Source organism: Pseudomonas sp. GCM10022186 (assembly GCF_042656385.1).
In the GTDB taxonomy this organism is placed as follows: Bacteria; Pseudomonadota; Gammaproteobacteria; order Pseudomonadales; family Pseudomonadaceae; genus Metapseudomonas.
The window spans coordinates 74,061-99,307 of record NZ_JBHSOU010000028.1 but is presented as its reverse complement, the minus strand read 5'-3'; the positions used below and the strand labels follow the sequence as shown (position 1 = coordinate 99,307).

Annotated in this window: 23 protein-coding genes and 1 pseudogene; 1 reads left to right on the top strand and 23 read right to left on the bottom strand. The window is 65.6% G+C overall.

What is annotated here, in order from left to right:
* From ACFPU0_RS12505 to ACFPU0_RS12480, 6 genes and pseudogenes are all read right to left on the bottom strand, one after another.
* Nucleotides 1-264 (bottom strand): hypothetical protein (locus ACFPU0_RS12505; RefSeq protein WP_377693330.1); only part of this gene is annotated, 264 nt, incomplete at its 3' end.
* Nucleotides 254-5,968, bottom strand: a complete 5,715-nt coding sequence (locus ACFPU0_RS12500) for an EAL domain-containing protein (protein ID WP_377693328.1) — start codon at nucleotides 5,966-5,968, stop codon at nucleotides 254-256. The genes ACFPU0_RS12500 and ACFPU0_RS12505, both read right to left, overlap by 11 nt.
* 46 nt (nucleotides 5,969-6,014) lie before the next feature.
* Complete coding sequence (locus tag ACFPU0_RS12495) at nucleotides 6,015-6,551, bottom strand: response regulator (protein WP_377693326.1); 537 nt, start codon at nucleotides 6,549-6,551, stop codon at nucleotides 6,015-6,017.
* Between the two features lie 5 nt (nucleotides 6,552-6,556).
* A complete protein-coding gene (locus ACFPU0_RS12490) occupies nucleotides 6,557-6,751 on the bottom strand; it encodes a hypothetical protein (protein WP_377693508.1) in 195 nt (64 codons plus the stop codon).
* A gap of 34 nt (nucleotides 6,752-6,785) precedes the next feature.
* Nucleotides 6,786-6,923, bottom strand: a pseudogene (locus ACFPU0_RS12485) (two-component system response regulator); the annotation flags it as partial.
* The gene (locus ACFPU0_RS12480) at nucleotides 6,920-8,194 is read right to left on the bottom strand and encodes an ATP-binding protein (RefSeq protein WP_377693324.1); all 1,275 of its coding nucleotides are present in this window, start codon (nucleotides 8,192-8,194) and stop codon (nucleotides 6,920-6,922) included. The pseudogene ACFPU0_RS12485 and the gene ACFPU0_RS12480, both read right to left, overlap by 4 nt.
* Nucleotides 8,195-8,383: 189 nt before the next feature.
* Here ACFPU0_RS12480 and ACFPU0_RS12475 point away from each other — a divergent pair, with 189 nt between their 5' ends.
* Nucleotides 8,384-9,067: a DUF6901 family protein gene (locus ACFPU0_RS12475; RefSeq protein ID WP_377693322.1), complete on the top strand. Its 684-nt coding sequence runs from the start codon at nucleotides 8,384-8,386 to the stop codon at nucleotides 9,065-9,067.
* Between the two features lie 797 nt (nucleotides 9,068-9,864).
* Here the strand turns inward: ACFPU0_RS12475 and ACFPU0_RS12470 are convergent.
* The 17 genes from ACFPU0_RS12470 to ACFPU0_RS12390 form a co-directional block, all read right to left on the bottom strand.
* Nucleotides 9,865-10,695: a metal-dependent hydrolase gene (locus ACFPU0_RS12470; protein WP_377693321.1), complete on the bottom strand. Its 831-nt coding sequence runs from the start codon at nucleotides 10,693-10,695 to the stop codon at nucleotides 9,865-9,867.
* A gap of 246 nt (nucleotides 10,696-10,941) precedes the next feature.
* On the bottom strand, nucleotides 10,942-11,490 hold the full coding sequence (locus ACFPU0_RS12465) for an adenine phosphoribosyltransferase (protein ID WP_377693320.1): 549 nt from the start codon (nucleotides 11,488-11,490) through the stop codon (nucleotides 10,942-10,944).
* 36 nt (nucleotides 11,491-11,526) lie between these two features.
* The gene (gene fnr, locus ACFPU0_RS12460) at nucleotides 11,527-12,261 is read right to left on the bottom strand and encodes a fumarate/nitrate reduction transcriptional regulator Fnr (protein WP_377693319.1); all 735 of its coding nucleotides are present in this window, start codon (nucleotides 12,259-12,261) and stop codon (nucleotides 11,527-11,529) included.
* Nucleotides 12,262-12,483: 222 nt separating this feature from the next.
* Complete coding sequence (hemN, locus tag ACFPU0_RS12455; protein WP_377693317.1) at nucleotides 12,484-13,866, bottom strand: oxygen-independent coproporphyrinogen III oxidase; 1,383 nt, start codon at nucleotides 13,864-13,866, stop codon at nucleotides 12,484-12,486.
* An 80-nt stretch (nucleotides 13,867-13,946) separates the two neighbouring features.
* Complete coding sequence (locus tag ACFPU0_RS12450) at nucleotides 13,947-14,678, bottom strand: sulfite exporter TauE/SafE family protein (protein ID WP_377693315.1); 732 nt, start codon at nucleotides 14,676-14,678, stop codon at nucleotides 13,947-13,949.
* Nucleotides 14,671-14,892, bottom strand: coding sequence for a cbb3-type cytochrome oxidase assembly protein CcoS (gene ccoS, locus ACFPU0_RS12445; protein WP_377693313.1), 222 nt, complete (start codon nucleotides 14,890-14,892; stop codon nucleotides 14,671-14,673). The genes ACFPU0_RS12450 and ccoS overlap by 8 nt, the downstream gene beginning before the upstream one ends.
* A gap of 99 nt (nucleotides 14,893-14,991) precedes the next feature.
* Complete coding sequence (locus ACFPU0_RS12440; RefSeq protein WP_377693312.1) at nucleotides 14,992-17,412, bottom strand: heavy metal translocating P-type ATPase; 2,421 nt, start codon at nucleotides 17,410-17,412, stop codon at nucleotides 14,992-14,994.
* Between the two features lie 3 nt (nucleotides 17,413-17,415).
* Nucleotides 17,416-17,913 carry a FixH family protein gene (locus ACFPU0_RS12435; RefSeq protein ID WP_377693311.1) on the bottom strand — a complete coding sequence of 166 codons (498 nt, stop codon included), beginning with the start codon at nucleotides 17,911-17,913 and terminating at the stop codon, nucleotides 17,416-17,418.
* 15 nt (nucleotides 17,914-17,928) lie between these two features.
* Nucleotides 17,929-19,344, bottom strand: coding sequence for a cytochrome c oxidase accessory protein CcoG (gene ccoG, locus ACFPU0_RS12430; RefSeq protein WP_377693310.1), 1,416 nt, complete (start codon nucleotides 19,342-19,344; stop codon nucleotides 17,929-17,931).
* A 135-nt stretch (nucleotides 19,345-19,479) separates the two neighbouring features.
* Entirely contained in the window at nucleotides 19,480-20,454 is a 975-nt protein-coding gene (gene ccoP / locus ACFPU0_RS12425; protein ID WP_377693309.1) for a cytochrome-c oxidase, cbb3-type subunit III, read from the bottom strand.
* Complete coding sequence (locus ACFPU0_RS12420; RefSeq protein WP_377693308.1) at nucleotides 20,451-20,639, bottom strand: cbb3-type cytochrome oxidase subunit 3; 189 nt, start codon at nucleotides 20,637-20,639, stop codon at nucleotides 20,451-20,453. Before ACFPU0_RS12420 ends, ccoP (ACFPU0_RS12425) begins: the two co-directional genes overlap by 4 nt.
* A 6-nt stretch (nucleotides 20,640-20,645) precedes the next feature.
* Nucleotides 20,646-21,257, bottom strand: a complete 612-nt coding sequence (ccoO, locus tag ACFPU0_RS12415; RefSeq protein WP_377693307.1) for a cytochrome-c oxidase, cbb3-type subunit II — start codon at nucleotides 21,255-21,257, stop codon at nucleotides 20,646-20,648.
* Nucleotides 21,257-22,696 carry a cytochrome-c oxidase, cbb3-type subunit I gene (gene ccoN, locus ACFPU0_RS12410; RefSeq protein WP_377693305.1) on the bottom strand — a complete coding sequence of 480 codons (1,440 nt, stop codon included), beginning with the start codon at nucleotides 22,694-22,696 and terminating at the stop codon, nucleotides 21,257-21,259. The genes ccoO (ACFPU0_RS12415) and ccoN overlap by 1 nt, the downstream gene beginning before the upstream one ends.
* 436 nt (nucleotides 22,697-23,132) lie before the next feature.
* Entirely contained in the window at nucleotides 23,133-24,068 is a 936-nt protein-coding gene (gene ccoP, locus ACFPU0_RS12405) for a cytochrome-c oxidase, cbb3-type subunit III (protein ID WP_377693304.1), read from the bottom strand.
* Nucleotides 24,065-24,232, bottom strand: a complete 168-nt coding sequence (locus ACFPU0_RS12400) for a cbb3-type cytochrome oxidase subunit 3 (RefSeq protein WP_377693303.1) — start codon at nucleotides 24,230-24,232, stop codon at nucleotides 24,065-24,067. The genes ccoP (ACFPU0_RS12405) and ACFPU0_RS12400 overlap by 4 nt, the downstream gene beginning before the upstream one ends.
* Nucleotides 24,233-24,236: 4 nt before the next feature.
* Nucleotides 24,237-24,848 (bottom strand): cytochrome-c oxidase, cbb3-type subunit II, encoded by a 612-nt coding sequence (gene ccoO / locus ACFPU0_RS12395; protein WP_377693302.1) that lies wholly within the window; start codon nucleotides 24,846-24,848, stop codon nucleotides 24,237-24,239.
* 11 nt (nucleotides 24,849-24,859) lie between these two features.
* Nucleotides 24,860-25,247: cbb3-type cytochrome c oxidase subunit I (locus ACFPU0_RS12390; RefSeq protein WP_377693301.1), on the bottom strand; the 388-nt coding region annotated here is incomplete at its 5' end.

The following is a 25,247-nucleotide window of genomic DNA, read 5'->3' as shown; positions in this document are numbered from 1 at the left end:
TCCAGCCTCCAGCCTCCAGCCTCCAGCCTCCAGCCTCCAGCCTCCAGCCTCCAGCCTCCAGCCTCCAGCCTCCAGCTTCCAGCTTCCAGCTTCCAGCTTCCAGCTTCCAGCTTCCAGCTTCCAGCCTCCAGCCTCCAGCCTCCAGCCTCCAGCCTCCAGCCTCCAGCCTCCAGCTTCCAGCTTCCAGCTTCCAGCCTCCAGCCTCCAGCCTCCAGCTTCCAGCCTCCAGCTTCCAGCTTCCAGCTTCCAGCTTTCAGCCTTCACCCTGTTCCACCACCGCGCTCTCTTCCCTGGCCTTGGCCTTGGCCAGGCTGTGGTGGAGGAAGGCCTGGGCGATCACGGCGCGTAGCTGGTCGTCGTCCCAGGGCTTGGTGAGGAACTTGTAGATGGCGCCCTGGTTGATGGCATCGGTGACGGATTTCAGGTCGGTGTAGCCGGACAGCACGATGCGGATGGTGTCGGGGTAGAGGTCCTTGACCCGGCTGAGGAACTCGGTGCCATTCATTTCCGGCATGCGCTGGTCGGAGAGGATCACCTGGATATCGTGCTTGGCCAGCTGGGCGAAGGCGTCCTGGGCGCGGGTGGCGGTGAGGATCTGGTAGCCGTCGCGGCGTAGCACGCGAGTCAGGGCGCGGAGGATGTTCTCCTCGTCGTCGAGCAGCAGCAGGGTCTGGGTATTGCCGGTTCCCGCGCGGGTTTCCAGGTAGGCGGCGGGGCTCTTGTGGTGTTCGTGGAGGAATTGCTCCAGCTGCTCGAAGGGCATCGGGCGGGCGAAGTAGTAGCCCTGGAACTCGTCGCAGTGGCTTTTCTTGAGGAAGGCGAACTGCGACTCGCTTTCCACCCCTTCGGCGATCACCCGCAGGCGCAGGTGGTGGGCCATGGAGATGATGCCCTGGGTGATGGCGGCGTCGTGGTGGTCGCTGATGATTTCCTGGACGAAGGCGCGGTCGATCTTCACCTTGTCGATGGGCAGGCGCTTCAGGTAGTTGAGGCTGGAGAAGCCGGTGCCGAAATCATCGATGGACAGGCGCACGCCCAGGGCCTTGAGCGCCTGCAGGGTGGCGATGGCGCGCTCGGCGTTGTCCAGCAGCACGGTCTCGGTGATCTCCAGTTCCAGCATCTCGGCCGGCAGCCGGGTCTCTTCGAGGATGCGTCGCACGCTGTCGACGAAGATATTGCGCTGGAAGTGCACCGCCGAGATGTTCACCGCCACCACGGTTGCGCTCATGCCGCGGTCGAGCAGTTCGCGGCAGTCGCGGCAGGCGGTGGCCAGTACCCATTCGCTGAGCGGGATGATCTGCCCGGTGTCTTCGGCGACCGGTACGAACTGCGACGGGGAGATGAAGCCCAACAGCGGGTGATGCCAGCGCAGCAGGGCTTCGTAGCCGGTGACCCGGCCGTTGCGGCCGTCGATCTGCGGCTGGTAGTAAAGCATGAAGGCATTGGCCTCGATGGCCTTCTGCAGTTCGTTGCGCAGGGTCACCCGTTCGCTGACCTTCTGTTCCAGGTCGGTGGTGTACCACTGGTAGCAATTGCGTCCGTGCTGCTTGGCCTTGTACATGGCCAGGTCCGCCTGCTGGATCAGCTGCATGGGCTGCTGCATGCCCTGTTCACTCAGGGCGATGCCCATGCTGGCGGTGATGTGCAGCTCGCTGCCGGCGATCGGGTAGGGCCGGGCGATGCAGTCGATGACGCGCTCGGCCACCTGCAGCACGTCTTCCTCGCGGGCGAGGTCAGGCAGGATCAGGATGAACTCGTCGCCCCCCAGGCGCGCCACCGTGTCGCCGGGGCGTACCTGCTGCGCCAGCCGCCGCGCCACTTCCACCAGTATCTGGTCGCCGATGCCGTGGCCCATGGAGTCGTTGATCGGCTTGAAGCCATCGAGGTCGATGAACATCACCGCCAGCTTGCGCTGGTAGCGCTGGCTGATCTGGCAGCCCTGGCGCAGGCGATCTTCCAGCAGAGAGCGGTTGGGCAGGCCGGTGAGCACGTCGTGGCTGGCGTTGTAGGCCAGTTCGGACTCCACCCGCTTCTGCTCGGAGATGTCGTTCTGTACGCCGATGAAGTGGGTGATCTCGCCGTTCTCGTCGGGAACCGGGGCGATGTAGAGGTCGTTCCAGAAGGGCGTGCCGTCCTTGCGGAAATTGCGCAGCACCACATGCACTTCGCGCTTTTCCGAGATCGCATGGCGGATCTCGGCGATGCCCGCCTGTTCCCGGTCGGCCCCCTGGAGAAAGCGGCAGTTGCGGCCCAGGGCTTCCTCCGCGGGGTAGCCGGTGATGCGCTCGAAGGACGGGTTGACGTAGATGATCGGCAGATCGGGGACAGTGGCGTCGCAGATCAGCGCGCCGTTGTAACTGGCCTCGATACTGCGCTGGAGGATGCGCAGCTGCTTCTCGGACTCCTTGGCGCGGCTGATGTCGCGGAAGGCGATGACCCAGCCGCCGAGGGTCTGGGCGTGCAGCAGGGGCGCGCAGTCATAGGCGATGTGGCGGTCGCCGCCCAGGCTCACTTCGCCATGGCGTGTGCCGGGGGCCGGGGCGCTGTAGAGGTCCAGTGGCAGGTGGTCGACCAGCGCCTGGCCGAGCAGGCCCTCGACAGGTCGCCCGAGCAGCTCGGCGCCCGCCGGGTTGACGAAGGTCAGCCGGCCCTGGCGGTCCACCGCCAGCAGTCCTTCGCCGACGCTGTCGGTGATGGCCGAGGTGAAATCCAGCTGTTCCTGCAGGCGCTGTTCACCGGAGAGCACCTGCTGCACCAGGCGGATGTTCTCCAGCGCCGCCACCGCCATCTGCGCGAACTGCTGGGCTATGGCCAGGTCGTCCTCGTCGAAATCGCCGTCGAACTTGTCGGAGAGCTGGATCAGGCCGAGGTTGTGACCGCCATGGTCGATCAGCGGGACGGCCAGCCAGCCTTGCAGGGGCAGCTGGCCACTGTCCTGATCGCCGGGGGCTTCGAGCTCGGCGCGGGCCAGGAGCACCGGCTGGTTCCCGGCCCAGGCACGGGCATGGAGGGTGGGACCTTCGGCGGGCGTGTACGGCGTGTGCCAGGCCTGGTACTTCGCGGACAGGGACACCGCGCCCAGGCCCGCGCCGTCGGCCAGGTCGAGCAGTGACATATGGGTGCCCACCAGCAGACGCAGCTGTTCGCACATGAAGTCCAGCAAGGCGCGGGTGTCGAGGATGCCGCCGATGCGCAGGGCGGTTTCGCTGAGTCCGCGCAGCAGTTGCGCCTTGCGTTCGGACTGGGTCAGCGTCTGCTGCAGCGCACGGGTCATGCGGTTGCGTTCACTGATGTCCTTGGCGATGCCGAAGCCCCCGACTATATGCCCCTCGACCACGATCGGCAGGTTGGTGAAGTCCAGTTCCAGCAGTTCTCCATCGCGGTTGCGGCAGCGCACTTCGTGGCGTTGGGCCTGGCCGTCGAGCACCGCGCGGAAGTGCTGACGCACGCGCTCGGCCTCTTCCTCCCGTACCAGGCGGGAGAAGGGGTGGCCGAGGAGCTCCGCAGCGTTGTAGCCGATCAGCTCGCAGCCCGCCTGGTTGAGGCTGACGAAGCGCCCGTCGCGGTCGAAGGAGAACACCGGGTCGGGGTTGAAGGTGAACAGCGAGCGATAGCGCTGTTCGCTTTCCTGCAGGCGCAGTCGGTCGTGCTGGCGCTCGATGGCGATGGCGGCCAGCTGGCCGGCGGTGCCGATCAGCTGCAGCGCCTCGTCGTCCGGTGTACAAGGCTGGCGCAGGTGGACGGCGAAGGTGCCGAGCACGTCGCCGTGGTGGGATATCAGCGGAATGGCCCAACAGGCGCGCAGGCCGTGACGAAGGGCGAGGTCGCGCTGGTCACGCCAGAGCGGGTCTTCGCTGATGTCCTGGCTCACCACCATCTGCCGACGGAACACGGCGGTGCCGCAGGCGCCGGCCAGCGGCCCGACGGGCAGGCCGTCCAGTGCCTGGACGAACCCGTCCGGCAGGCTCGGCGCGGCACCCAGGCGCAGGCGCTTCCGTTCGCCGTCCACCAGCAGCACCGAGCAAAGGGCGGTGGGCTCAAGGGTCTCGCTCATCAGGCAGATGGCCTTGAGAATGTCCATCAGCGGCTGGTCGGTGGAGATCATGCTGAGGATGTCCCGCTGATCCTCGGAATAGGCTTCATGACGGACCAGGCTGGTGATGTCGTGGGCCACGGCGAACAGGGTGCGTTCGCCTTCCGACCAGCCGGCGGACCAGAGCAGGTGGACCACGCTGCCGTCCTTGCGCTGGCAGCGGTTGCGCACGGCATCCCAGGATTCGCCGTGGATGATGGCCTGGATGTCGCTGCGGGTGCGCTCGCGGTCCTCGGCCAGGACGAATTCGATGTAGCGGCGGCCGATCAGCTCCTCGGGCCGGTAGCCGAGCACGCTGTGGCAGGAGGGGCTGACCTGGGTGAAGCGCTCGGTCTCGTCTATGGAGCAGAGCACGTCCATGGAGTGGTCCATGATCCGCTGGTTCTGTAGCTGCAGGCGCGCCTGGTGCTGCAGGCTCAGTTCCAGTTCGCGATTGCTTTCGCGCAGGCGCTGGCTGCGCTCGATGGCCAGCCGGGAAAAGCTCTGGCTGACCATCAGCAGGAAGGTGAAGCCGAGGCCGAACAGCATGAACAGCGGCGGCAGCAAGGTGGCGGTGCGATCGCTCTGGGGCAGTGCCTGGAAGGTGCGCATGCGCCAGCGCCCCTCGGGGCCGAGGTCGGCACGCTGTTCGCCCACCGGGAGCAGGCTGTGCCCCTCGTCGCCCATGCTGGATTCGTAGATGCGTTTGGGGCCTTCGAAAACCTCCAGCACGAAACCGTCGAGATCCTCGGCCAGCTGCCGGTCGAGGGTGGCGCCGACGTCCAGGCTGGCCACCAGCAGGGCCGTGGGCTGCCCCCTGAACCGCAGGGGCGTGGCCACCAGGGTGCTGTTGTCCTCGGCGCTGAAACTCTGCGCGGGACTCATCTGCGCGCCGCTGCCGAGGCGTACCTGTGCCAGCCAGTCGTGGAGTGAGGACTGGGCGAGGAAGCGCGCCAGCCAGTCGTCGGCCTGCCGGTTCCGTCCCCGTTGGCGGAGCGGCTTCAACTCAGCGTCAAGTACGGCGATCAGCTTGATGTTGGGAAAATCGCGCAGGTAACTGTCGGCTTCCTGCTGCCAGAGGCTGTCCGACGGCAGGCTGCCCAGGCTCTGCCAGCGCTCGGCGATGCGCTGCATCAGCTGCAGGCGCACGGTCAGGGTGTTTTCGATGGCCGCCTGGGCGCGCAGCAGCAACTGGTGGCTGTGGGCGTTGAGGGTGGTGATTTCGTTGAGGCTGAGGAGAAACCAGCCGATGCAGGTGGCCAGGGCGCCGAGCAGGCCGGTGATCGCGGCACGCCGGTCGAGCTGCTGTCGCTGTTCTTCGGACAGGGCGCAGAGCATCAGCACGCCGGCGCCGAGCAAGACGATGAAGAGGTTGGCGATGTGCCCGGACTCCGGGCGGAAGGCGAAGCGCGGCAGGTCGTGGCCGGGGTCCAGCAGCGAAACCTGGGAGGCCAGTGCCAGGCCGATCAGGGTTATCCCGCAGAGCTGGCTGAGCCAGCGCCCGCCCTGGCGGGTCACTGCCAGCAGCATGGCCAGGCCGAACAGACTGGCGACAATCGCCAGCTCGCTGCGCACGCGCCAGTAGCCGCTGACCAGCGAGCGGCCATGGTCGCTGCCGCCGGCCAGGACGTTGTGTCCGAGGCTGTAGCCGGCCAGGACGATCAGCGCCAGGCCGGCCAGCAGCGAGAGGCGGCGCAAGCCGCGGGTGGCGCCCAGCACGGCGGCGCCGGCGAGCAGGGTGATCAGGGCGCTGTCGGGTACCAGGACCAGTTCGTAGCGGGCCGGGCTGGCCTCGGTCAGGAAGGCCGCCAGGCTGATGCCGCCCAGGCCCATGAGGGCGAAGGCCAGGCAGTGCAGGTAGGCCTGGTAGCCGAGGTTGCGATTGTGCTTGGCCATGGCGTCGCGCCGTTCCGATGGCTGAGGCTGTCCTGGATGCCCGGGGTCAGTCATCCAGGTCATAGCTCTCCAGTATCACGGCGCCGTCGGTATCGCGGCGCACGCGGGTCAGCCCCGGGTGCTCGGCCTCCAGGCGCAGGAGCTCGCGGCGCTGGCGCTCAAGGGTGTCCTGCTGGCCGCGCACCTGTTCCAGCAGGCGCCGGTTTTCATCCCGTAGCTGGTACAGGTCGACGGCGGCCTGCAAGGCGCTTTCTATCTCGTAGTTCTCCCAGGGCTTGGAGAGAAAGCGGTAGACCTCGGCACGGTTGATCGCCTGCATCAGGGTCGAGCGGTCGCCGTGGGCGCTGAGCAGCAGGCGCAGGGCGTCGGGCTGGCGCTGGCGGGCGAACTGCAGGTAGGTGAGGCCATCCAGCTCGGGCATGCTGAGGTCGCAGACGATCACGGCGTAGCGATGCTCGGCCAGGGCGGCCAGCGCGGTCTCGGGGTTGTCGAAGGGGTGCAGGTCCCAGTCCCGGGGGCGCAGCAGGCGTTGCAGGGCGCTGAGAATGTGGGGTTCGTCGTCCACCAGCTGGATCTTGATCATCGGGGCTACTCCTTAGCCGTGCTCGTGTCGGCCTCGGGGAGGCGGACTTGAACGAGGTAACGCGCGCCTTCGCTGGACTCGAAGGCGATGAGCTTGTCGATCAGGTTGCGGCTGGGCTGTTTGCCGGCATTGAGCAGGAGCATGCCGCTTTCCGCCTGGAGGTTGCGGGCCCGGGCCATCGAGGCCGGGCATGCGCGCATCGGAGATCACCAGGTCCACTTCGCGTTCGGCCAGCAGCGCCAGGGCGGCACCGCCGCCGGGGGCCGTGAGCAGCTCGTAGGACTCGTCACGCAACACCCGGCGCAAGGCGCCGAGGATATGCTCTTCGTCATCCACCAGCAGCAGGGTGGGCTGGCGCAGGGCCTCGCTCATGCGGGCGCCTCGTCGAGCCTGGGCTGGCGCAGGGGCAGCCAGACGCGGAAGCGGGCGCCGTGGCCGGGGCGGCTGAAGACTTCGATGCGGCCGCCGTGCTTTTGCACGATGTTGTAGGAAAGCGCCAGGCCCAGGCCGGTGCCTTTTCCCACCGGTTTGGTGGTGAAAAAGGGCTCGTAGATGCGGTGGAGGATGGCCGGCTCTATGCCCTTGCCGTCGTCCTCCACCTCCAGCCAGGCCCAGTCGCCCTGATGGCCGCTGCGCAGGGTGATGCGGCCGAAGCTCTCGATGGCATGGGCGGCATTGATCAGCAGGTTCATCACCACCTGGTTGATCTGCGAGGGGATGCATTCCACCAGCGGCAGGTCGCCGTACTCGCGCACCACCTCGGCCTTGTACTTGAGCTCGTTGTTGACCAGGTTGAGGGTGCTGTCGAAGCCCCTGTGCAGGTCGGCGGCGCGGTACTCCTCTTCCTCGATGTGGGAGAAGTCCTTGAGGGCGGTGATGATCTTCTTCACCCGTTCGATACCATCCTCGGACTCGTGGATCAGGGCTTCGACGTCGTTGCGGATGTAGTCGTACTCCAGGCTGCGCTTGAGCTGCTGCAGCTCTTCCAGGCTGCCGACCCCGTCCACGGCGTCGACTATGCGCAGCAGGTCGTTGACGTAACCGGTGAGGGTCTTGAGGTTGGAGAAGACATAACCGATAGGGTTGTTGATCTCGTGGGCCACACCGGCCGCCAACTGGCCGATGGCGGCGAGCTTTTCCGACTGCAGCAGCTGGGCGTTGGCCTTCTCCAGCTTGCGGATCAGCTGTTCCTGCTCCTGTTGCTTGCTGCCCAGGGCGTTGAGGGCGGAGGCCAACTGCTCGTGGTTGCGGGCGAACTCGGTGGTGTCGTAGAGCAGCAGGCCGAAACAGGGTTCGCCCCGGCAGTCGAACGGGAAGAGCAGCGTGCTCTGCAGGCGCAGTGGCGTCACCTGGCCTTCGGGGCTGTGGGACAGCTGGATCAGATAGGGGTTTTCGCGCCAGTGGGTGTAGGCATGCAGACCCTGTTCGCGGGCCTTGGCCACCATCTTGCCCAGGCGTGGGGTGTCGGCTTCCGGGAACACGCCGGTCAGCGGCTGCCCCAGCGCCGACGCGAGGGACTTGCCGCTGTGCTGGCTGACGAAGTCGTTCCAGTGGAGGATGCCCAGGTTCCGGTCGAGGATGATGACCCCCACCTCGATCTGTTCAACCAGGGCTCCGGCAAGATCCAAAGGGCTGCTGTCCATGATGTCGCCCGCTTTTTTCGCTGTGGAACGGTTGGCTGGGTTGAATTTTGGCGCTTATCCGACTTTGTTGTACGAAGTGTATGTCAGATTTCAGGCGTCTGAATGCTGTCGAAAGTCGCCTGGGTTACTGTCGAAAATTCCTTTTCACAGGGGCAAGGGTAGACCATGGGGCTGGAGCAAAAGGCTGAGATGCCGGTTCGCTACGAATTCCGTTTCCCCGATGGCCGCCTCTGGGTACATGAGGTGGACCTGAGTGCGCCGGTGGCTGCGGCAGGCGCGGAAACCGGACCGGATTGGGCGCGGCTGGGGTTCCGGCAGTGCGGGCATTGCCCGCTGAAGGCGGCCGAGGTCCACGACTGCCCCTTCGCCCGAGCTCTGGCGCGGCCGGTGGCGGTGCTGGCGCACTCGCCCTCCTATCAGGAGGTGCTGGTGACGGTGTTCTGGCGTGGCCGGGAAATCCGCCAGCAGACCACCCTGCAGCGGGCACTGGGCTCCTTGCTGGGGCTGCTCGGGGCCACCAGCGGCTGCCCCCATACGCGGATGCTGCGGGCCATGGCCTGGTTCCACTGGCCCTTCAGCACCTCGGCCGAAACCCTCTATCGCTCCCTCGGCACCTACCTGCTGGGCCAGCACCTGCGGCAGGAGCGCGGGTTGGAGCCGGACTGGGCGATGGACGGGCTGCGCGACCTGTACCGCAACCTGCGCCTGGTCAACCTGGGCATGGCCGAGCGCCTGCGCGCCGCCGCCGAGGAGGATTCCAGCCTCAACGGCCTGATCCTGCTGGACCTGCTGGCGGCGGATACCCTGTATTCCCTGGATAGCTACGAGGGGGAGCTGGACGGGTTCTTTGCGGAGTATTTCGACGAGGGGTGAGGCAGAGGCCCGGCCGAACCTGCGGGCGGGCGTCGATTCCCTGTAGGAGCGAATTCATTGGCGATGTCGGCGTTAAATGTTGCTAGAACGTCCTGAGCCAAGCTGATTATCGAACGGGCGGCGAGTCCCTGTTTCGCCCTCCTGGGCGAGTCCCTTTCTCAAACGTCGGGATGCCGCACCACAGAAAGGAACCAAAGCGCTTGCCCCTGCATCCGGCCCGGCTTCGCCGGGTGACCAGCCTTCGGCTGTTACTGCGTTTCCCTCGCTCCATCGTTGCGCCGGGGGCCCGGCGTGAGGGACCATCCATGGCCCCGCACGCCTCTCGCGGCATCCATGCCGCTCGTCCCCCTCTGCAACGATTCCGCTCGGCCTCCTGACGGGGTGGAGGCGCCGCCCCACCTCTGCTGCACAGGTTCAGGCTGCTGGTGGCTTCAGGATTGTTTGTGCCTCGCCGGCGCGAGTCACCCCTCTCCTCTTCAGGGGTGAAGAGGCACGCTTTCGGAAGCACCGCTTCCGGTGCCGATGAACGCCTGAGCGCGAAGCGATCAGGCAGGGGCGCAGGGCGGGGGCCGGGGGAGAGGGAGGTGTCAGACTGGTGCGGAGACCTGAAAGCCCCGTACTAGAGACTTCTATTCGGTCCTGCAACAGCTAATGCAGACATAGCCAATTCATTCGCCAAGCAGACCGCAGGTCTGCCAGTGGATTCCCCGGGGGCAACTGCGTTGCCCTTGGCGAATGAATTCGCCCCTACAGGCTTGCGTAGGATGGGTTGAGGTACGAAACCCATCGATCGAGGCTCAGCCAGTGAACCCCAGGCGCTCCTTCCAGCGTTTTTCCAGCCCCTTGGTTTCGTGGTCGAAGGGGTGGAATCCGGGGCGGTAGTAGTCCAGGTAGGGCTTGATCATCTTCGGGAAATAGCCGTTGCGCGGACCGAGCAGGGTCTTCAGGCCGCGCGCCCAGCTGCGCCAGTTGAACAGCTGGCCGTCCTTGCGCATCAGGTGGACCTGGAAGCCCATGACCACGCCGAAGAACAGGAAGGTGGTGAGGACCATGGTGACGGTGCGGATCAGGTAGCCGCCACCGATGGCGTTGTAGGCGTCGTAGCAGACCGCCTTGTGCTCGTTCTCCTCGATGGCGTGCCACATCCACAGCTGGTACATCTTCGGGTCGTCCATCTGGGTGTTGATGTCTTCGCGGCGCAGCAGTTGCTCGGCCATGGTGGCGGTGAAGTGTTCCAGTGCGCAGGTGGCGGCCAGGCGCTGCTTGCGGGTGGTGAAGCGGGTGACCCACTCCAGCAGCACCTTGATGCGCAGTTCCAGGCGCTCGAGGTCGATACCGTGCTCGGCGGCATAGTCGTTGTAGGTAGCGTGCTCCTTGGAGTGCATGGCTTCCTGGCCGATGAAGGCGCTGATGTCCTTCTGCAGCTGCGGGTCGCTGACCTGGTCGCGTACCGCACGCACGCTGTCGACGAAGAACTTCTCGCCATAGGGGAAGAGCGAGGAAAGGTTGTTCATGAAATGGGTCATGAAGGGATCGCCGCTCCACCAGTACTTCTGGGTCGACGCGAAGCTGAAATCCATGCGGCGAACGGGAAAGTTGGCCTTGGGCAGTACGGCGCTGGCTGACATGCGGAAATCCTCTCGGGCTCGGGGAGCCATGCGTTGTCGTCATCGGCGGCACGGACAACCGTGCCATCAGTCGATGTAACTATTGAGGATCGCGGAAGCGGGCGCGAGGGCCTGGACGCCAACTTTCGGCGGGTGATCGCGCAGCGGGGTGGGGCGAGGGGTAACGCCTGCTGGAAAGGGTGTAACCCGGCCAGGGCGGCTGTGCTTCGGTTGGGGCGGGCCCGCCGGCGCGGACCCGCATCGGGCTCAACGCTCGTCGAGGGCGAAAGCGGTCAGGCAGAAGCTGGGGATGCCGGCTTCGGCCAGGCGCTCGGAACCGCCGAGCTCCGGCAGGTCGATGATGGCGGCGGCCTCGTACACGCTGGCGCCCAGGCGCCGCACCAGGCGGGCGGCGGCCAGCAGGGTGCCGCCGGTGGCGATCAGGTCATCGAAGATCAGCACCTTGTCGCCATCGCGGAGGCTGTCGCTGTGCACCTCGAGGAAGGCTTCGCCGTACTCGGTCTGGTAGGGCTCGGAGAGCACCTCGGCCGGCAACTTGCCCTGCTTGCGGAACAGCACCAGGGGCTTGTTGAGTTCGTAGGCGATGATCGAGCCGATCAGGAAGCCGCGGGCGTCCATGGCGCCGATATGGCTGAAATCGGCTTCGACGTAACGCTGGATGAAGCTGTCAGCCACCAGGCGCAGGGCTCGGGGCGACTGGAACAGGGGGGTGATGTCGCGAAACACCACGCCGGGCTTGGGGAAGTCCGGGACCGGGCGGATCAGGGTCTTGATGGAAAAGTCGTCGAAGATCATCGTCGGGGCCGGCTCCTACGTGGTTTGTCGCGGAAATCAGCTTTCGATGCTGCCGCCCGCCATGGCACAGAGCTCGATGGGGTCGAGGATGTGCACTTCCTTGCCCTCGGCGGCGATCAGGTTGGCCTGCTGGAAGCGGGTGAAGACGCGGGAAACGGTTTCCACCGCCAGGCCCAGGTAGTTGCCGATCTCGTTGCGCGACATGGCCAGGCGGAACTGGTTGGCGGAGAAACCACGGGCGCGGAAGCGTGCCGAGAGGTTGACCAGGAAGGTGGCGATGCGCTCGTCGGCGGTCTTCTTCGACAGCAGCAGCATCATCTGCTGATCGTCGCGGATTTCCCGGCTCATGACCCGCATCAGCTGGCGGCGCAGCTGTGGCAGCTGGACCGAGAGCTCGTCCAGGCGCTCGAAGGGGATTTCGCACACCGAGGTGGTTTCCAGGGCCTGGGCGGTCACCGGGTAGAGCTCGGTATCCATGCCGGAGAGGCCCACCAGCTCGCTGGGCAGGTGGAAACCGGTGATCTGCTCTTCACCGGAGTCGGTGACGGTGAAGGTCTTGAGGGCGCCCGAGCGCACCGCGAAGACGGAGCCGAAGGCATCGCCCTGGCGGAACAGGAGTTCGCCTTTCTTCAACGGACGGCCGCGTTTGACGATCTCGTCCAGCGCGTCCATGTCCTCCATGTTCAACGACAAGGGCAGGCAGAGTGCGGCCAGGCTGCAATCCTTGCAATGGGCCTGGGGGACGTTGCGCACCTTGATGATTTCGGACATGAGCCATTCCTTGCAAAGCAAACACACATGACGCGTAAGGTTAACCCAGGGTGTAGGCAACAGCCAGAAAAAGCCTGCCTGACCTGTCGCTCAGGTTTTCGCGGCCGGGGGCCGGTTCGACTGCGCTTCAGCGGGGAGACCCGAGCCTTGCGCCCGCGGTCCCAGGCGGTGCGGCAACGGGTCGCATGGGACGAGCGCGGGCCCGCGGTGCTCGACGGCCCCTCAGATCACCCGGGAAAAGCGTTGCTGGCTCTGCGCGGCGAGGTAGTGATCGAAGAGCATGCACAGGGAGCGCACCAGCAGGCGTCCGGCCGGCAGCACGTCGATGCGGTTGTCGCTCAGGGCAATCAGCTGGTCCCGTTCCATTTGCTGGAGTTGTGGCCAGATCTCCGCGAAATAGCCGCGAAACTCTATGTTGAAGCGGGCTTCGATACTGGCGAAGTCCAGCTCGAATTCGCAGATCAGCTGCTGGATCACCGCGCGCCGGATGCGGTCGTCTTCGCCGCAGGTAAGCCCCCGGCTGGTGGCCAGCAGGCCATTTTCCAGGGCGCTCTGGTATTCGCCGAGCTGGGCGCTGTTCTGGCAATAGAGGTCGCCGATCTGGCTGATGGCGGAAACCCCCAGGCCGATCAGGTCGCAATGGCCGTGGGTGGTGTAACCCTGGAAGTTGCGCTGCAGCCGGCCGTCTTCCTGGGCGATGGCCAACTCGTCATCGGGCATGGCGAAGTGGTCCATGCCGATGTAGCGATAACCGGCGGCGCTCAGTTGCTCGATGCTGCGCTGGAGCATTTCCAGCTTCTGGCCGGGCGCCGGCAGGTCCTCGCTGCGGATGCGTCGCTGGGGCATGAAACGTTCCGGCAGGTGGGCGTAGTTGAATACCGAGAGCCGGTCCGGCTGCAGCGCGATAACCTCGTCGACGGTGCGGGCAAAGCTGTCCGGCGTCTGCTTCGGCAGGCCGTAGATCAGGTCGAGGTTCAGCGAGCGGTATTGCAGGGTGCGCGCGGCTTCCACTATGGCGCGGGTTTCCTCGAGGCTCTGCATGCGGTTGACGGCGCGCTGCACCGCCGGGTCCAGGTCCTGCACGCCGAGGCTCACGCGGTTGAAGCCCAGTTCGCGGAGCAGGCCCATGGTGGACCAGTCGGCCTCGCGCGGGTCGATCTCGATGCCGTAGTCGCCGGAATCGTCGTCCAGCAGGCTGAAGTGCTTGCGCAGGTGACCCATGAGTCGGCGCAGCTCGTCGTGGCTGAGGAAGGTGGGGGTGCCGCCGCCGAAGTGCAGCTGCTCGACCTTCTGCTGCGGGTCGAGGTGGCAGGCGATCAGTTCGATCTCCCGTTCCAGGCGTTCGAGGTAGGGCAGGGCGCGGCCGCGGTCTTTGGTGATGACCTTGTTGCAGGCGCAGTAGTAGCAGATGTTCGCGCAGAAGGGCACATGCACGTAGAGGGACAGAGGGCGGCGTGCGTTGCGACTGTCGCGCAGGGCGTGGAGCAGGTCGAAGGAGCCCACCTTGTGGTTGAACTGCACGGCGGTGGGGTAGGAGGTGTAGCGCGGGCCTGGGGTGTCGTAGCGGCGGATCAGGCCCGCGTCCCAGCGAATATTGTCGAGCATGCGGGAGTCCCCGGTTCGGCTGTCTGTGCCAGGGAGTCTATGGGGGCCCCGCATGGGCGACCTTGATTTGTATCAAGCCGTCAGTGGCTGTGCTGGTGTCCGTTGCTGGCAGCGCTGCCGTCGTGCCCACCGTGGTCCATCAGCCAGGCCTGGTGCGGGCCTGGCAGGGTCCAGAGGCCGAAGAGGATCACCAGCAGGCCGCCGGCGATGCGCACGCCACGCTTGCGCAGCAGGGCGGTCAGGCGTTCGGCGGCCAGGCCCGTGGCAATCAGCACCGGCAGGGTGCCGAGGCCGAAGGCCAGCATCAGCAGGGCGCTGTCCGCCGCCGAGCCCTGGCTGGCGGCCCAGAGCAGGGTACTGTATACCAGCCCGCAGGGCAGCCAGCCCCAGAGGCCGCCGAGCAGCAGGGCGCGGGGCAGGCTGGAAACTGGCAGCAGCTTGCGCGCCGCCGGCTGGATATGCCGCCACAGACCCTGACCCAGGGCTTCGATGCGCGTCAGGCCGCTCCACCAGCCGGCGAGGTACAGGCCCATGCAGATCAGCAGCAGTGCAGCGACAACGCGCAGGGCCATGGCCGCCGGGCTGCTGGCGATGGCCCAGCCGGCGAGGCCGATGAGCAGGCCGGCCGCGGCGTAGCTGAGGATGCGACCGAAGTTGTAGGCCAGCAGCAGGCGCAGGCGCCGGGTGCGCTGTTCGGGGGGGATGGCGAGGGTCAGGGCACCCATCAGGCCACCGCACATGCCGAGGCAGTGGCCGCCGCCGAGCAGGCCGAGGATAAGGGCGGAAAGCAGCAGGGGAGTGAGTTCAGCCACGGGGCTCGTCCTGGTCGTCCTGCTTGTCCTTGTCTTTGCCCTCGGCTTCGGCGATACCGGCCTGATGCTTGGGGTCCTCGTCGTCGAAGAGGATGCTGTGGGCCGGCCCGTCGAGGTCGTCGTACTGGCCGCTGTCCACGGCCCAGAAGAACAGCCAGATGGCGAAACCGACCAGGCCGATGGCGACGGGGATCAGGATGTATAACGCGGGCATGGTGAAATCTCGTTGGGGGCTGAAAGCCGGAAGCTTGAAGCTGGAAGTGGTAAAGCCAACCCTCCCGGCTTCTAGCTTCTAGCTTCTAGCTTCTAGCTTCTAGCTTCTAGCTTCTAGCTTCTGGTTCCTGGCTAGCCGCAAGGCATTCACAACCACCAGCAGCGAGCTGACTGACATGCCGAAGGCCGCCCAGAGCGGGGTGATCCAGCCGAGGGCGGCGAAGGGCAGCACCAGGCCATTGTACAAGGTCGCCCAGGCCAGGTTCTCGACTATGATGCGGCGCGTCCGGCGGGCCAGGGCGAAGGCCTGCACCAGGCTGTCGAGGCGGTTGGACAGCAGTACGGCATCGGCGCTGGTCTTGGCCAGGTCCGTGGCGCTGCCCATCGCGACGCTGATGTCGGCGCCGGCCAGGACCGGCACGTCGTTGACGCCGTCGCCCAGCATCAGCACCTTGCGGCCCTGCTGGTGGAGCTGGCGCAGCACGTCCAGCTTGGCGTCCGGGGTGAGGCCGCCACGGGCGTCGTCGATGCCGAGCTCGCGGGCGATGCCGGCCACCATGGGCGAGCTGTCGCCGGAAAGCAGCAGGACCTTCCAGCCGCGTTCGCGGCAGGCATCGAGCAGGGCAGGGGCGTCCTCCCGCAGGCGGTCGTCGAGGACGAACCAGGCCAACGGCCCCTGTTCGTCCCCCAGCAGCAGCCACTGGCCCTGGTCGCCGGGTATGGCCGGTGCCGGCTGGCCGCCGAGTTCGGCGACGAAACCGGGCTGGCCTATGCGCAACCGACGTCCGCCGACCCGGCCCTCCAGGCCACGGCCCGGCACGCTTTCCACCTGCTTGGCGGCTTGCGGCGCACGGCCGAAGGCGCGGGCGATGGGATGCTCGGAGCGGTTCTCCAGGGCGGCGGCCAACGCCAGGCAGGCGTCCTTGTCCAGACGACCCAGGGCGTGGATGGCGCTCAGGGTCAGGCGGCCTTCGGTAAGGGTGCCGGTCTTGTCGAAGATCACCGTGTCGATCTGGTTCAGGCCTTCCAGCACGTGGCCGCGGGTCAGCAGCAGGCCGAGCTTGTGCAGGCTGCCGGTGGCGGTGGTCAGCGCGGTGGGGGTGGCCAGGGCCAGGGCGCAGGGGCAGGTGGCGACCAGCAGCGAGAGCACGATCCAGAAGGCGCGGTCCGCGTCGATCTGCCACCAGACGATGCCGACGATGGCGGCGGCGCCGAGGACGATCAGCAGGAACCACTGCGCCACCTTGTCGGCCACTTCGGCCAGGCGCGGCTTGTCGGCCTGGGCGCGCTCCAGCAGGCGGACGATGGCGGAGAGGCGAGTATCGTCGCCAAGGGCCTGGACCTCGACGGTCAGCGGGCCTTCGACGTTCAGGGTGCCGGCGGTCACGACGTCACCCTCGCCGCGCGGGTGCGGCAGGTATTCGCCGGTGAGCAGGGATTCGTCGACGCTGGACTGGCCTTCAATGATACGGCCGTCCGCCGGCAGCAGGGCGCCTGGCGGCACCAGTACGCGATCGCCTACCTTCAGTTCGCTGAGCAGGATGCGCTCGCCATGGCCGGCAGCATCCAGGCGCAGGCAGGAGGCGGGCAGCAGGTTGACCAGTTGTGCGGTGGCGGCGGCGGTGCGTTCGCGGGCACGGCGTTCCAGGTAGCGGCCGGCGAGGAGGAAGAGGGCGAACATGCCCACGGCGTCGAAGTAGAGCTCGCCGATACCGGTGACCGTGGACCAGATGCCGGCCACATAGGCGCCGCCTATGGCCAGGGAGACCGAGACGTCCATGGTCAGGTGGCGGGTGCGCAGGTCGCGCAGGGCACCGCGGAAGAACTGGCCGCAGCAGTAGAAGACGATCGGAGTGGTGAGGAACAGGCTGACCCAGCGCAGGATGGTGTCCAGTTCCGGCGACAGGTCGATGTTGAACTCCGGCCAGGTGGCCATGGCCGCCATCATCACCTGCATCCACAGCAGGCCGGCGACACCCAGCTGGCGCATGGCGCGGCGGTTCTCGGCGGCCAGGCGCTCGGCGGCTTCGTCCGCCTTGTAGGGGTGGCCGGCGTAGCCGATCTTGCGCAGTTCCTTGAGCAACTGGCTGAGCGGCAACTGGCTGTCGGCCCAGCGCACCTGCAGACGGTGGTTGGACAGGTTGAGGCTGGCTTCCGCTACACCCGGCAAGGTCCGCAAGTGCTTTTCGATCAGCCAGCCGCAGGCGGCGCAACTGATGCCCTCGATCAGCAGGCAGGTCTCGCTCAGTTCGCCCTGGTGCTGGACGAAGGGCTGCTGGACTTCGGCGCGGTCGTAGAGGGCCAGCTCGTCAGGCAGCTCGCGGGGCAGGGCGTCGGGGTTGGCGGCGGTGTCGCTGCGGTGGCGGTAGTAGCCCTCCAGGCCGCCGGCGACTATGGCCTCGGCCACCGCCTGGCAACCCGGACAGCACATGGCCCGCGTCTCACCCAGCACGCGGGCCTCGAAGCGGCTGCCGTTCGGTACCGGCAGGCCGCAGTGATAGCAGGAAAGCGGTGCGCTCATGCGCTATTCGCCGAGGCGGATAACGCTGCCCTTGTCCAGGGTCTCTTCCTCGAACAGGCGCCAGTCCTGGCCCTGCTCCTGGCCGATCAGCTCGACGAAGCGACGGCCGCTGACCGGGTCCTGCAGCTGGCCGCGGTAGTGGCCGTCGGCCTGGGGCTGGAGCACGACACGGCGGTCCTTCTCCGGCTGGGTGGGGGAGAGCAGGCTCAGCACCAGTTGCTGCGGGCGGCTCTGGCCCACCAGTTCCAGCTCCACCTGGCCGCTGGCGTCGCCCAGCTGCAGGCTGGCCTGCATGCCGAGCTGCTTGGCGAGGTTCTCACGTTCCAGCGAGGTGTTGATGCCCTTGCCGACTTCGTAATAGTTGTCGGATACGAGGCTAGGCGGGTTCTTGCTGGCGATCACCAGCATGGTGGTGCCGAGCACCACCGAGGTGCCGAGGATGGCGAGGATGAACCAGGGCCAGGGCTGCTTGTACCAGGGGCCGGGAGTTTCGGACTGCATGGGTCTTCCGTTCTGCTAGCGGACGCTGGGGCCGATGAAACGGCTGTCGGCGTCGGTCTCGATGCTGGAGTCATCCGCGCTGTGGACGCGGAAGAGGATCTTGTTGGTGCTGGACGGCAGCTGGTCCGGCTCGATGGACAGTTCCACCGGGACCGAGAGCACTTCGCCGGCGTCGGTGCGGACTTCGCGCTTGCCTTCGTAGACCAGGCCGTCCAGGCCCTCGACCTCGATGACGAAGGTCTGGTCGGCCTGGGACTTGTTCATGATCTTCAGGGTGTAGACGTTCTCGATCCGGCCCTGCTCGTTCTCGCGGTACAGCACGCGGTCCTTGATCACGTCCAGTTCCACCAGGGAGCGGGCGGCAACGGCGTAGGCGAAGAGGCCGATCATGGCGACCAGGGCGATAGCGTAACCGATCAGGCGCGGACGCAGCAGTTTGGTCGTCTGGCCGTTGAGGTTGTGCTCGGTGGTGTAGCTGATCAGCCCTTTCGGGTAGTTCATCTTCTCCATGATGCTGTCGCAGGCGTCGATGCAGGCGGCGCAGCCGATGCACTCGATCTGCAGGCCGTCGCGGATGTCGATGCCGGTGGGGCAGACCTGGACGCACATGGTGCAGTCGATGCAGTCGCCCAGGCCCTGGGCCTTGTAGTCGATGCCTTTCTTGCGCGGGCCGCGGGATTCGCCGCGACGCGGATCGTAGGAGACGATCAGGGTGTCCTTGTCGAACATCACGCTCTGGAAGCGGGCGTAGGGACACATGTAGATGCACACCTGCTCGCGCAGCCAGCCGGCGTTGCCGTAGGTGGCGAGGGTGAAGAAGCCCACCCAGAAGTAGGCCCAGCCGCTGGCTGCGCCGGTGAAGAATTCGATGACCAGTTCGCGGATCGGGGTGAAGTAGCCGACGAAGGTCATGCCCGTGGCGAAGCCGATCAGCAGCCAGAGGCCATGCTTGGCGGACTTGCGCAGGACTTTCTGGCCGCTCATGGGGGCCTTGTCGAGCTTCATGCGCTGGTTGCGGTCACCTTCGGTGACTTTCTCGCACCACATGAAGATCCAGGTCCAGACGCTCTGCGGGCAGGTGTAGCCGCACCAGACGCGTCCTGCGAATACGGTGATGAAGAACAGGCCGAAGGCGCAGATGATCAGCAGCCAGGAGAGGAGGACGAAGTCCTGGGGCCAGAAGGTGGCGCCGAAGATGTAGAACTTGCGCTCGGGCAGGTTCCACCAGACGGCCTGGCGGTCGTTCCAGTTGAGCCAGACGGTGCCGAAGTAGAGCAGGAAGAGGAAGGCACCACCGGTCATCCGCAGGTTGCGGAAGATGCCGGTGAAGGCTCGGGTGTAGATCTTTTCGCGGCTGGCGTAGAGGTCGGTGGTTTCACCGCCCTTGGCCGGGGGAGGGGTGATGTTCTTGACGGGAATCTGTTCGCTCATCTGTCTCGTACCACGGCGGTTATCGGCGCCCTGACCAGTGCGTTGCCGGTCGGAGTCTTTTTGCCTGCCACATATGGTACGCCTGATAGCGGCCCGCCATGTGCGACAGTAGGTCGCGCATGGCGGGCTAGGGTATTACTTGCTTTCAGCTTCTGCAGCAGGTTTCAGCGACAGGCTGTAAACATAGGCAGCCAGCAGGTGCACCTTGTCGTTGCCGAGGACTTGCTCCTGGGCCGGCATGCTGCCTTGGCGACCATAGCGGATGGTCTGCTGCAGCTGGGCGTAGCTGCTGCCATAGATGAAGGCGTTCGGGTGGGTCAGGTCCGGTGCGCCCATGGCCGGAGTGCCCTTGGCCTCCGCACCGTGGCAAGCCACGCAGTTGGCCGCGAAGATGGCCTTGCCGGCTTCCGGATCGGCCTTCACGTCCTTCGGCAGCTCGCGACCGTGCAGGGCCACGCGCAGGAAGGCGGCTACGTCGCGTACGCCCTGGTCGCCGATGACTTCACCCCAGGCCGGCATCACGCCCTGGCGGCCACCCATGATGGTGGTCTTGATGGTGGCGGCTTCGCCACCCCAGCGCCAGTCGTGGTCGGTCAGGTTCGGGAAGCCATAGGAACCCTTGGCGTCGGAGCCGTGGCACACGGAGCAGTAGGACGCGAACATGCGGCCGCCCATTTTCAGGGCCTGCGGATCCTGAGCCACTTCCTCGATGGGCATGGCGGCGTATTTGGCGAAGATCGGGCCGTATTGCTCGTCGGCCTTGTTCATCTCCTTTTCCCACTGGTGCACACCGGTCCAGCCGGTCTGGCCATTGGCGAACGGCTTGCCTTCGGCCACTTCGTTGTAGCCGGGGAAGATGCCTTTCCAGTTGCCCATGCCCGGGTACATGACCAGGTAGCCGACGGCGAAGATCAGGGTGCCGACGAACAGCATGAACCACCACTTGGGCAGCGGGTTGTCATATTCCTCGATGCCGTCGAAGGCGTGGCCGACGGTTTCCTCGGTGCTTTCCTGGCGCTGGCCACGACGGGTGGCGAAGATCAGCCAGGTCAGCGCCACCAGCGTGGCGCTGGTGAGCAGGGTTACGTACCAACTCCAGAACGAAGTCATTCTTTCTCACTCCTAGAAGCTTGCTCGTCGCGCTTTGCGGACTTGGGAGGCTCATCCGCGAAGGGCAGGTTGGCGGCTTCGTCGAAGCTGCTCTTGCGCTTGCTGCTGTAGGCCCAGAGCACGACGCCGATGAAGGCGACGAAGACAATGAAGGTGCCTATGCCGCGGAGAGTCCCGATATCCATCTTGCGTTACCGTTTGTTCTTGATAGCGGTGCCCAGACCTTGCAGGTACGCCACGACAGCGTCCATTTCGGTCTTGCCTTTGACTGCTGCCTTGGCGCCGGCGATGTCTTCGTCGGTGTAGGGCACGCCCAGCTTGCGCAGAGCTTCCATCTTGTCGGCGGTGTGCTTGCCGTCGAGCTTGTTCTCAACCAGCCAGGGGTAGGACGGCATCTTCGATTCCGGCACTACGTTGCGCGGGTTGTAGAGGTGCGCACGGTGCCAGTCGTCGGAGTAGCGGCCGCCAACGCGGGCCAGGTCCGGACCGGTACGCTTGGAGCCCCAGAGGAAGGGGTGGTCCCAGACGCTCTCGCCGGCGACGGAGTAGTGGCCGTAACGCTCGGTTTCGGCACGGAACGGACGGACCATCTGCGAGTGGCAGCCGACGCAGCCTTCGCGGATGTAGATGTCACGGCCTTCCAGTTCCAGCGCGGTGCGCGGCTTCATGCCTTCCACCGGGTTGTTAGTCACGTCCTGGAAGAACAGCGGCACGATCTGCACCAGGCCGCCGATGCTCACGGCGATCACCATGAACAGCGCCAGCAGGCCGATGTTCTTCTCGACTAATTCGTGTTGCTTCATTAGTGAGCTCCTTGCGGGATCTGCGCAGCGGCGTCGTATTCAGACGGCTTGGCAGCACGTACGGTGCGATAGGTGTTGTAGGCCATCAGCAGCATGCCGGTCACGAAGAAGGCGCCGCCGATCATGCGCACCAGGTAGCCCGGGTGGCTGGCTTCAAGAGCTTCGACGAAGGAGTAGGTGAGGGTGCCGTCCTCGTTCACCGCGCGCCACATCAGGCCCTGGGTGATGCCGTTGACCCACATGGAGGCGATGTAGAGCACGGTGCCGATGGTGGCCAGCCAGAAGTGGGCGTTGATCAGGCCAACGCTGTGCATCTGCTCACGGGCGAAGACCTTCGGGATCAGGTGGTACAGGGAGCCGATGGAGATCATGGCGACCCAGCCGAGCGCGCCGGCGTGTACGTGGCCGATGGTCCAGTCGGTGTAGTGGGAGAGGGCGTTGACGGTCTTGATGGCCATCATCGGGCCTTCGAAGGTGCTCATGCCGTAGAAGGCGAGCGAGACCACCAGGAAGCGCAGGATGGGGTCGGAGCGCAGCTTATGCCAGGCGCCGGAGAGGCTCATCATGCCGTTGATCATGCCACCCCAGCTCGGAGCCAGCAGGATCAGGGACATGGCCATGCCGAGGGACTGGGCCCAGTCCGGCAGGGCGGTGTAGTGCAGGTGGTGCGGACCGGCCCAGATGTACAGGGTGATCAGCGCCCAGAAGTGCACGATGGACAGGCGGTAGGAGTAGATCGGACGCTCGGCCTGCTTGGGCACGAAGTAGTACATCATCCCCAGGAAGCCGGTGGTCAGGAAGAAGCCCACGGCGTTGTGGCCGTACCACCACTGGATCATGGCGTCGGTGGCGCCGGAGTACAGGGAGTACGACTTGAAGGCGTAGACCGGCATTTCCATGCTGTTGACGATGTGCAGCATGGCGGTCACCAGGATGAAGGCGCCGAAGAACCAGTTGCCCACGTAGATGTGCTTGGTCTTGCGCTTGATGATGGTGCCGAAGAAGACGACGCAGTAGGTGATCCAGACGAGACCCAGGAGGATGTCGACCGGCCACTCGAGCTCGGCATACTCCTTGGAGGAGGTGTAGCCCAGCGGCAGAGTGATGACGGCCAGCACGATCACGGCTTGCCAACCCCAGAAGGTGAAGGCGGCCAGACTGTCGGATACCAGGCGGGCCTGGCAGGTGCGCTGCACCACATAGTAGGAGGTGGCGAACAGGGCGCATCCGCCGAAGGCGAAGATCACCGCGTTGGTATGCAGGGGGCGCAGGCGGCCGAACGAGGTCCAGGGCAGGTTCAGGTTGAGTTCCGGCCACACGAGTTGTGCGGCGATGAACACGCCTAGACCCATCCCTATGACCCCCCAGATCACCGTCATAATGGCGAACTGGCGGACCACCTTATAGTTATAAGCAGTCTGACTGATTGCTGTGCTCATGCTAGGGGTTCCACGGTTAATGGAGTTTTTTGGGGACAAAAAATCGGCGGCAAGTATGGAGAAAGAGGGTAGCCATTGCAACGACACAAGCCGATACAAACCGGGGCCTGGAGCCCTCTGGACAAGGTTTTGCGGCTGTGGTGCCGGCCGTTCTCGACGAGTCGTCGTAGCCTGATCCGATGCGTGACGGAGAGGATCGCCTTGGAGTTGTGACGAAGTGGCGACTGCAGAGCAGCTTAGCCGATGTCAAAGGCGGAGGGGTGCTACTGGTCGGGGAGGTGCGACACTGGGTCGCACTATATAAAGGAAGGGGTGGACACTTCCCTGTGCCCCTGGCACCCGGCTCAGGGTGCCGTTTTGCGCGGCGTGCAGTTCGGCCCGTGGGCCTGGCTGCACGGTTGGGGCGACGCTTCCCTGCGCCGCCCCACCTTCTTCACTACTGGGCGGCCAGTTCCTGTTCACGGTGGGACAGACTGTAGATATAGGCGGCCAGTACGTGGACCTTGTCCTGCCCCAGGTACTCCTGTTGGGCTGGCATCTGGCCATTGCGGCCATAACGGATGGTCTGCTGCAGTTGGGCCAGGCTCGAGCCGTAGATCCAGCCGGCCGGGTGGGTCAGGTCCGGTGCGCCCATGGCGGCGGTGCCCTTGCCTTCGGCGCCGTGGCAGGCGACGCAGGTGCTGGCGAACAGCGCCTTGCCGGCTTCCAGGTCGGCGTTGGTATCTTCCGGCAGCTTCAGCCCGGCCAGGTCCTGGCGTACATAGGCGGCGACGTTCTTCACGCCTTCGTCACCCAGCACTTCTCCCCAGGCCGGCATGGCGGCCATGCGGCCGTGGAGGATGGACGCCTTGATGGTTTCCGGCTCGCCGCCCCAGCGCCAATTGCTGTCGGTCAGGTTGGGGAAGCCCAGGGCACCCTTGGCGTCCGAGCCGTGGCAGATGGAGCAGTAGGTGGCGAACAGGCGGCCGCCCATCTTCAGGGCCTGTGGGTCCTTGGCCACCTCTTCGATGGACATGGCCGAATAGCGGGCGAAGATCGGGCCGTATTGCTGCTCGGCCTTGTTCACTTCGCGCTGCCACTGGGCTACCTGGGTCCAGCCGTCGGCGTAGCCCGGGAACAGGCCCTTCCAGTTGCCCAGGCCCGGGTACATGACCAGATAGCCGGCGGCGAACACCAGGGTGCCGAGGAACAGCATGAACCACCACTTGGGCAGCGGGTTGTCGTACTCCTCGATACCGTCGAAGGCGTGGCCCATGGTCTGGTCCGTGGTGCCCTTGGATTCGCCCTTGCGCGTGGCGAAGATCAGCCAGACCAGCGCCAGCAGGGTGAAGATGGTGAGCAGGGATATGTACCAGCTCCAGAAAGTGGTCATGCGCGGGTGCTCCTGGAAACGTTCCGGTCTTCGTCGGCGAAGGGTAGGTTGGCAGCTTCGTCGAAGCGGCTCTTGCGCTTGCTGCTATAGGCCCAGAGCACGACGCCGATGAAGGCGACGAACACTATGAAGGTGCCTATGCCACGCAGTGTTCCGATGTCCATGTCCCTACCTCTTGTTCTTCAGGCTGGTGCCCAGCACTTGCAGGTAGGCGACCAGGGCGTCCATCTCGCTCTTGCCCTTGACCGCCGCCTGGGCGCCGGCGACGTCTTCGTCCGTGTAGGGCACGCCGAGCTTCTGCATGGCACGGAGCTTGGCGGCGGTGTCCTTGCCGTCCAGGCTGTTCTCCACCAGCCAGGGGTAGGCGGGCATCTTCGATTCCGGCACTACGTTGCGCGGGTTGTAGAGGTGCGCACGGTGCCAGTCGTCGGAGTAACGGCCGCCAACGCGGGCCAGGTCCGGACCGGTACGCTTGGAGCCCCAGAGGAAGGGGTGGTCCCAGACGCTCTCACCGGCGACGGAGTAGTGGCCGTAACGTTCGGTTTCGGCACGGAAGGGGCGAATCATCTGCGAGTGGCAGCCGACGCAGCCTTCGCGGATGTAGATGTCGCGTCCTTCCAGTTGCAGGGCGGTGTAGGGCTTCATGCCCTCCACCGGGTTGTTGGTCACATCCTGGAAGAACAGCGGCACGATCTGCACCAGGCCGCCGATGCTGACGGCCAGGACCATGAACAGCGCCATCAGGCCGACGTTCTTTTCGATGACTTCATGCTTTTTCATCTGGCGACTCCTCAGGCGATCTGGGCGATGGCGTCGTACTCGGCCGGTTTCGAGGCGCGTGCGGTGCGCCAGGTGTTCCAGGCCATGAGGAACATGCCGCTGAGGAAAATGGCGCCACCGATCACCCGCACCACGAAGCCCGGATGGCTGGCCTCCAGCGCCTCGACGAAGGAGTAGGTCAGGGTGCCGTCCTCGTTCACCGCACGCCACATCAGGCCCTGGGTGATGCCGTTGACCCACATGGAGGCGATGTAGAGCACAGTGCCGATGGTGGCCAGCCAGAAGTGCGCGTTGATCAGGCCGAGGCTGTACATCTGTTCGCGGCCGAAGACCTTCGGGATCAGGTGGTACAGGGAGCCGATGGAAACCATGGCCACCCAGCCCAGCGCCCCGGCGTGC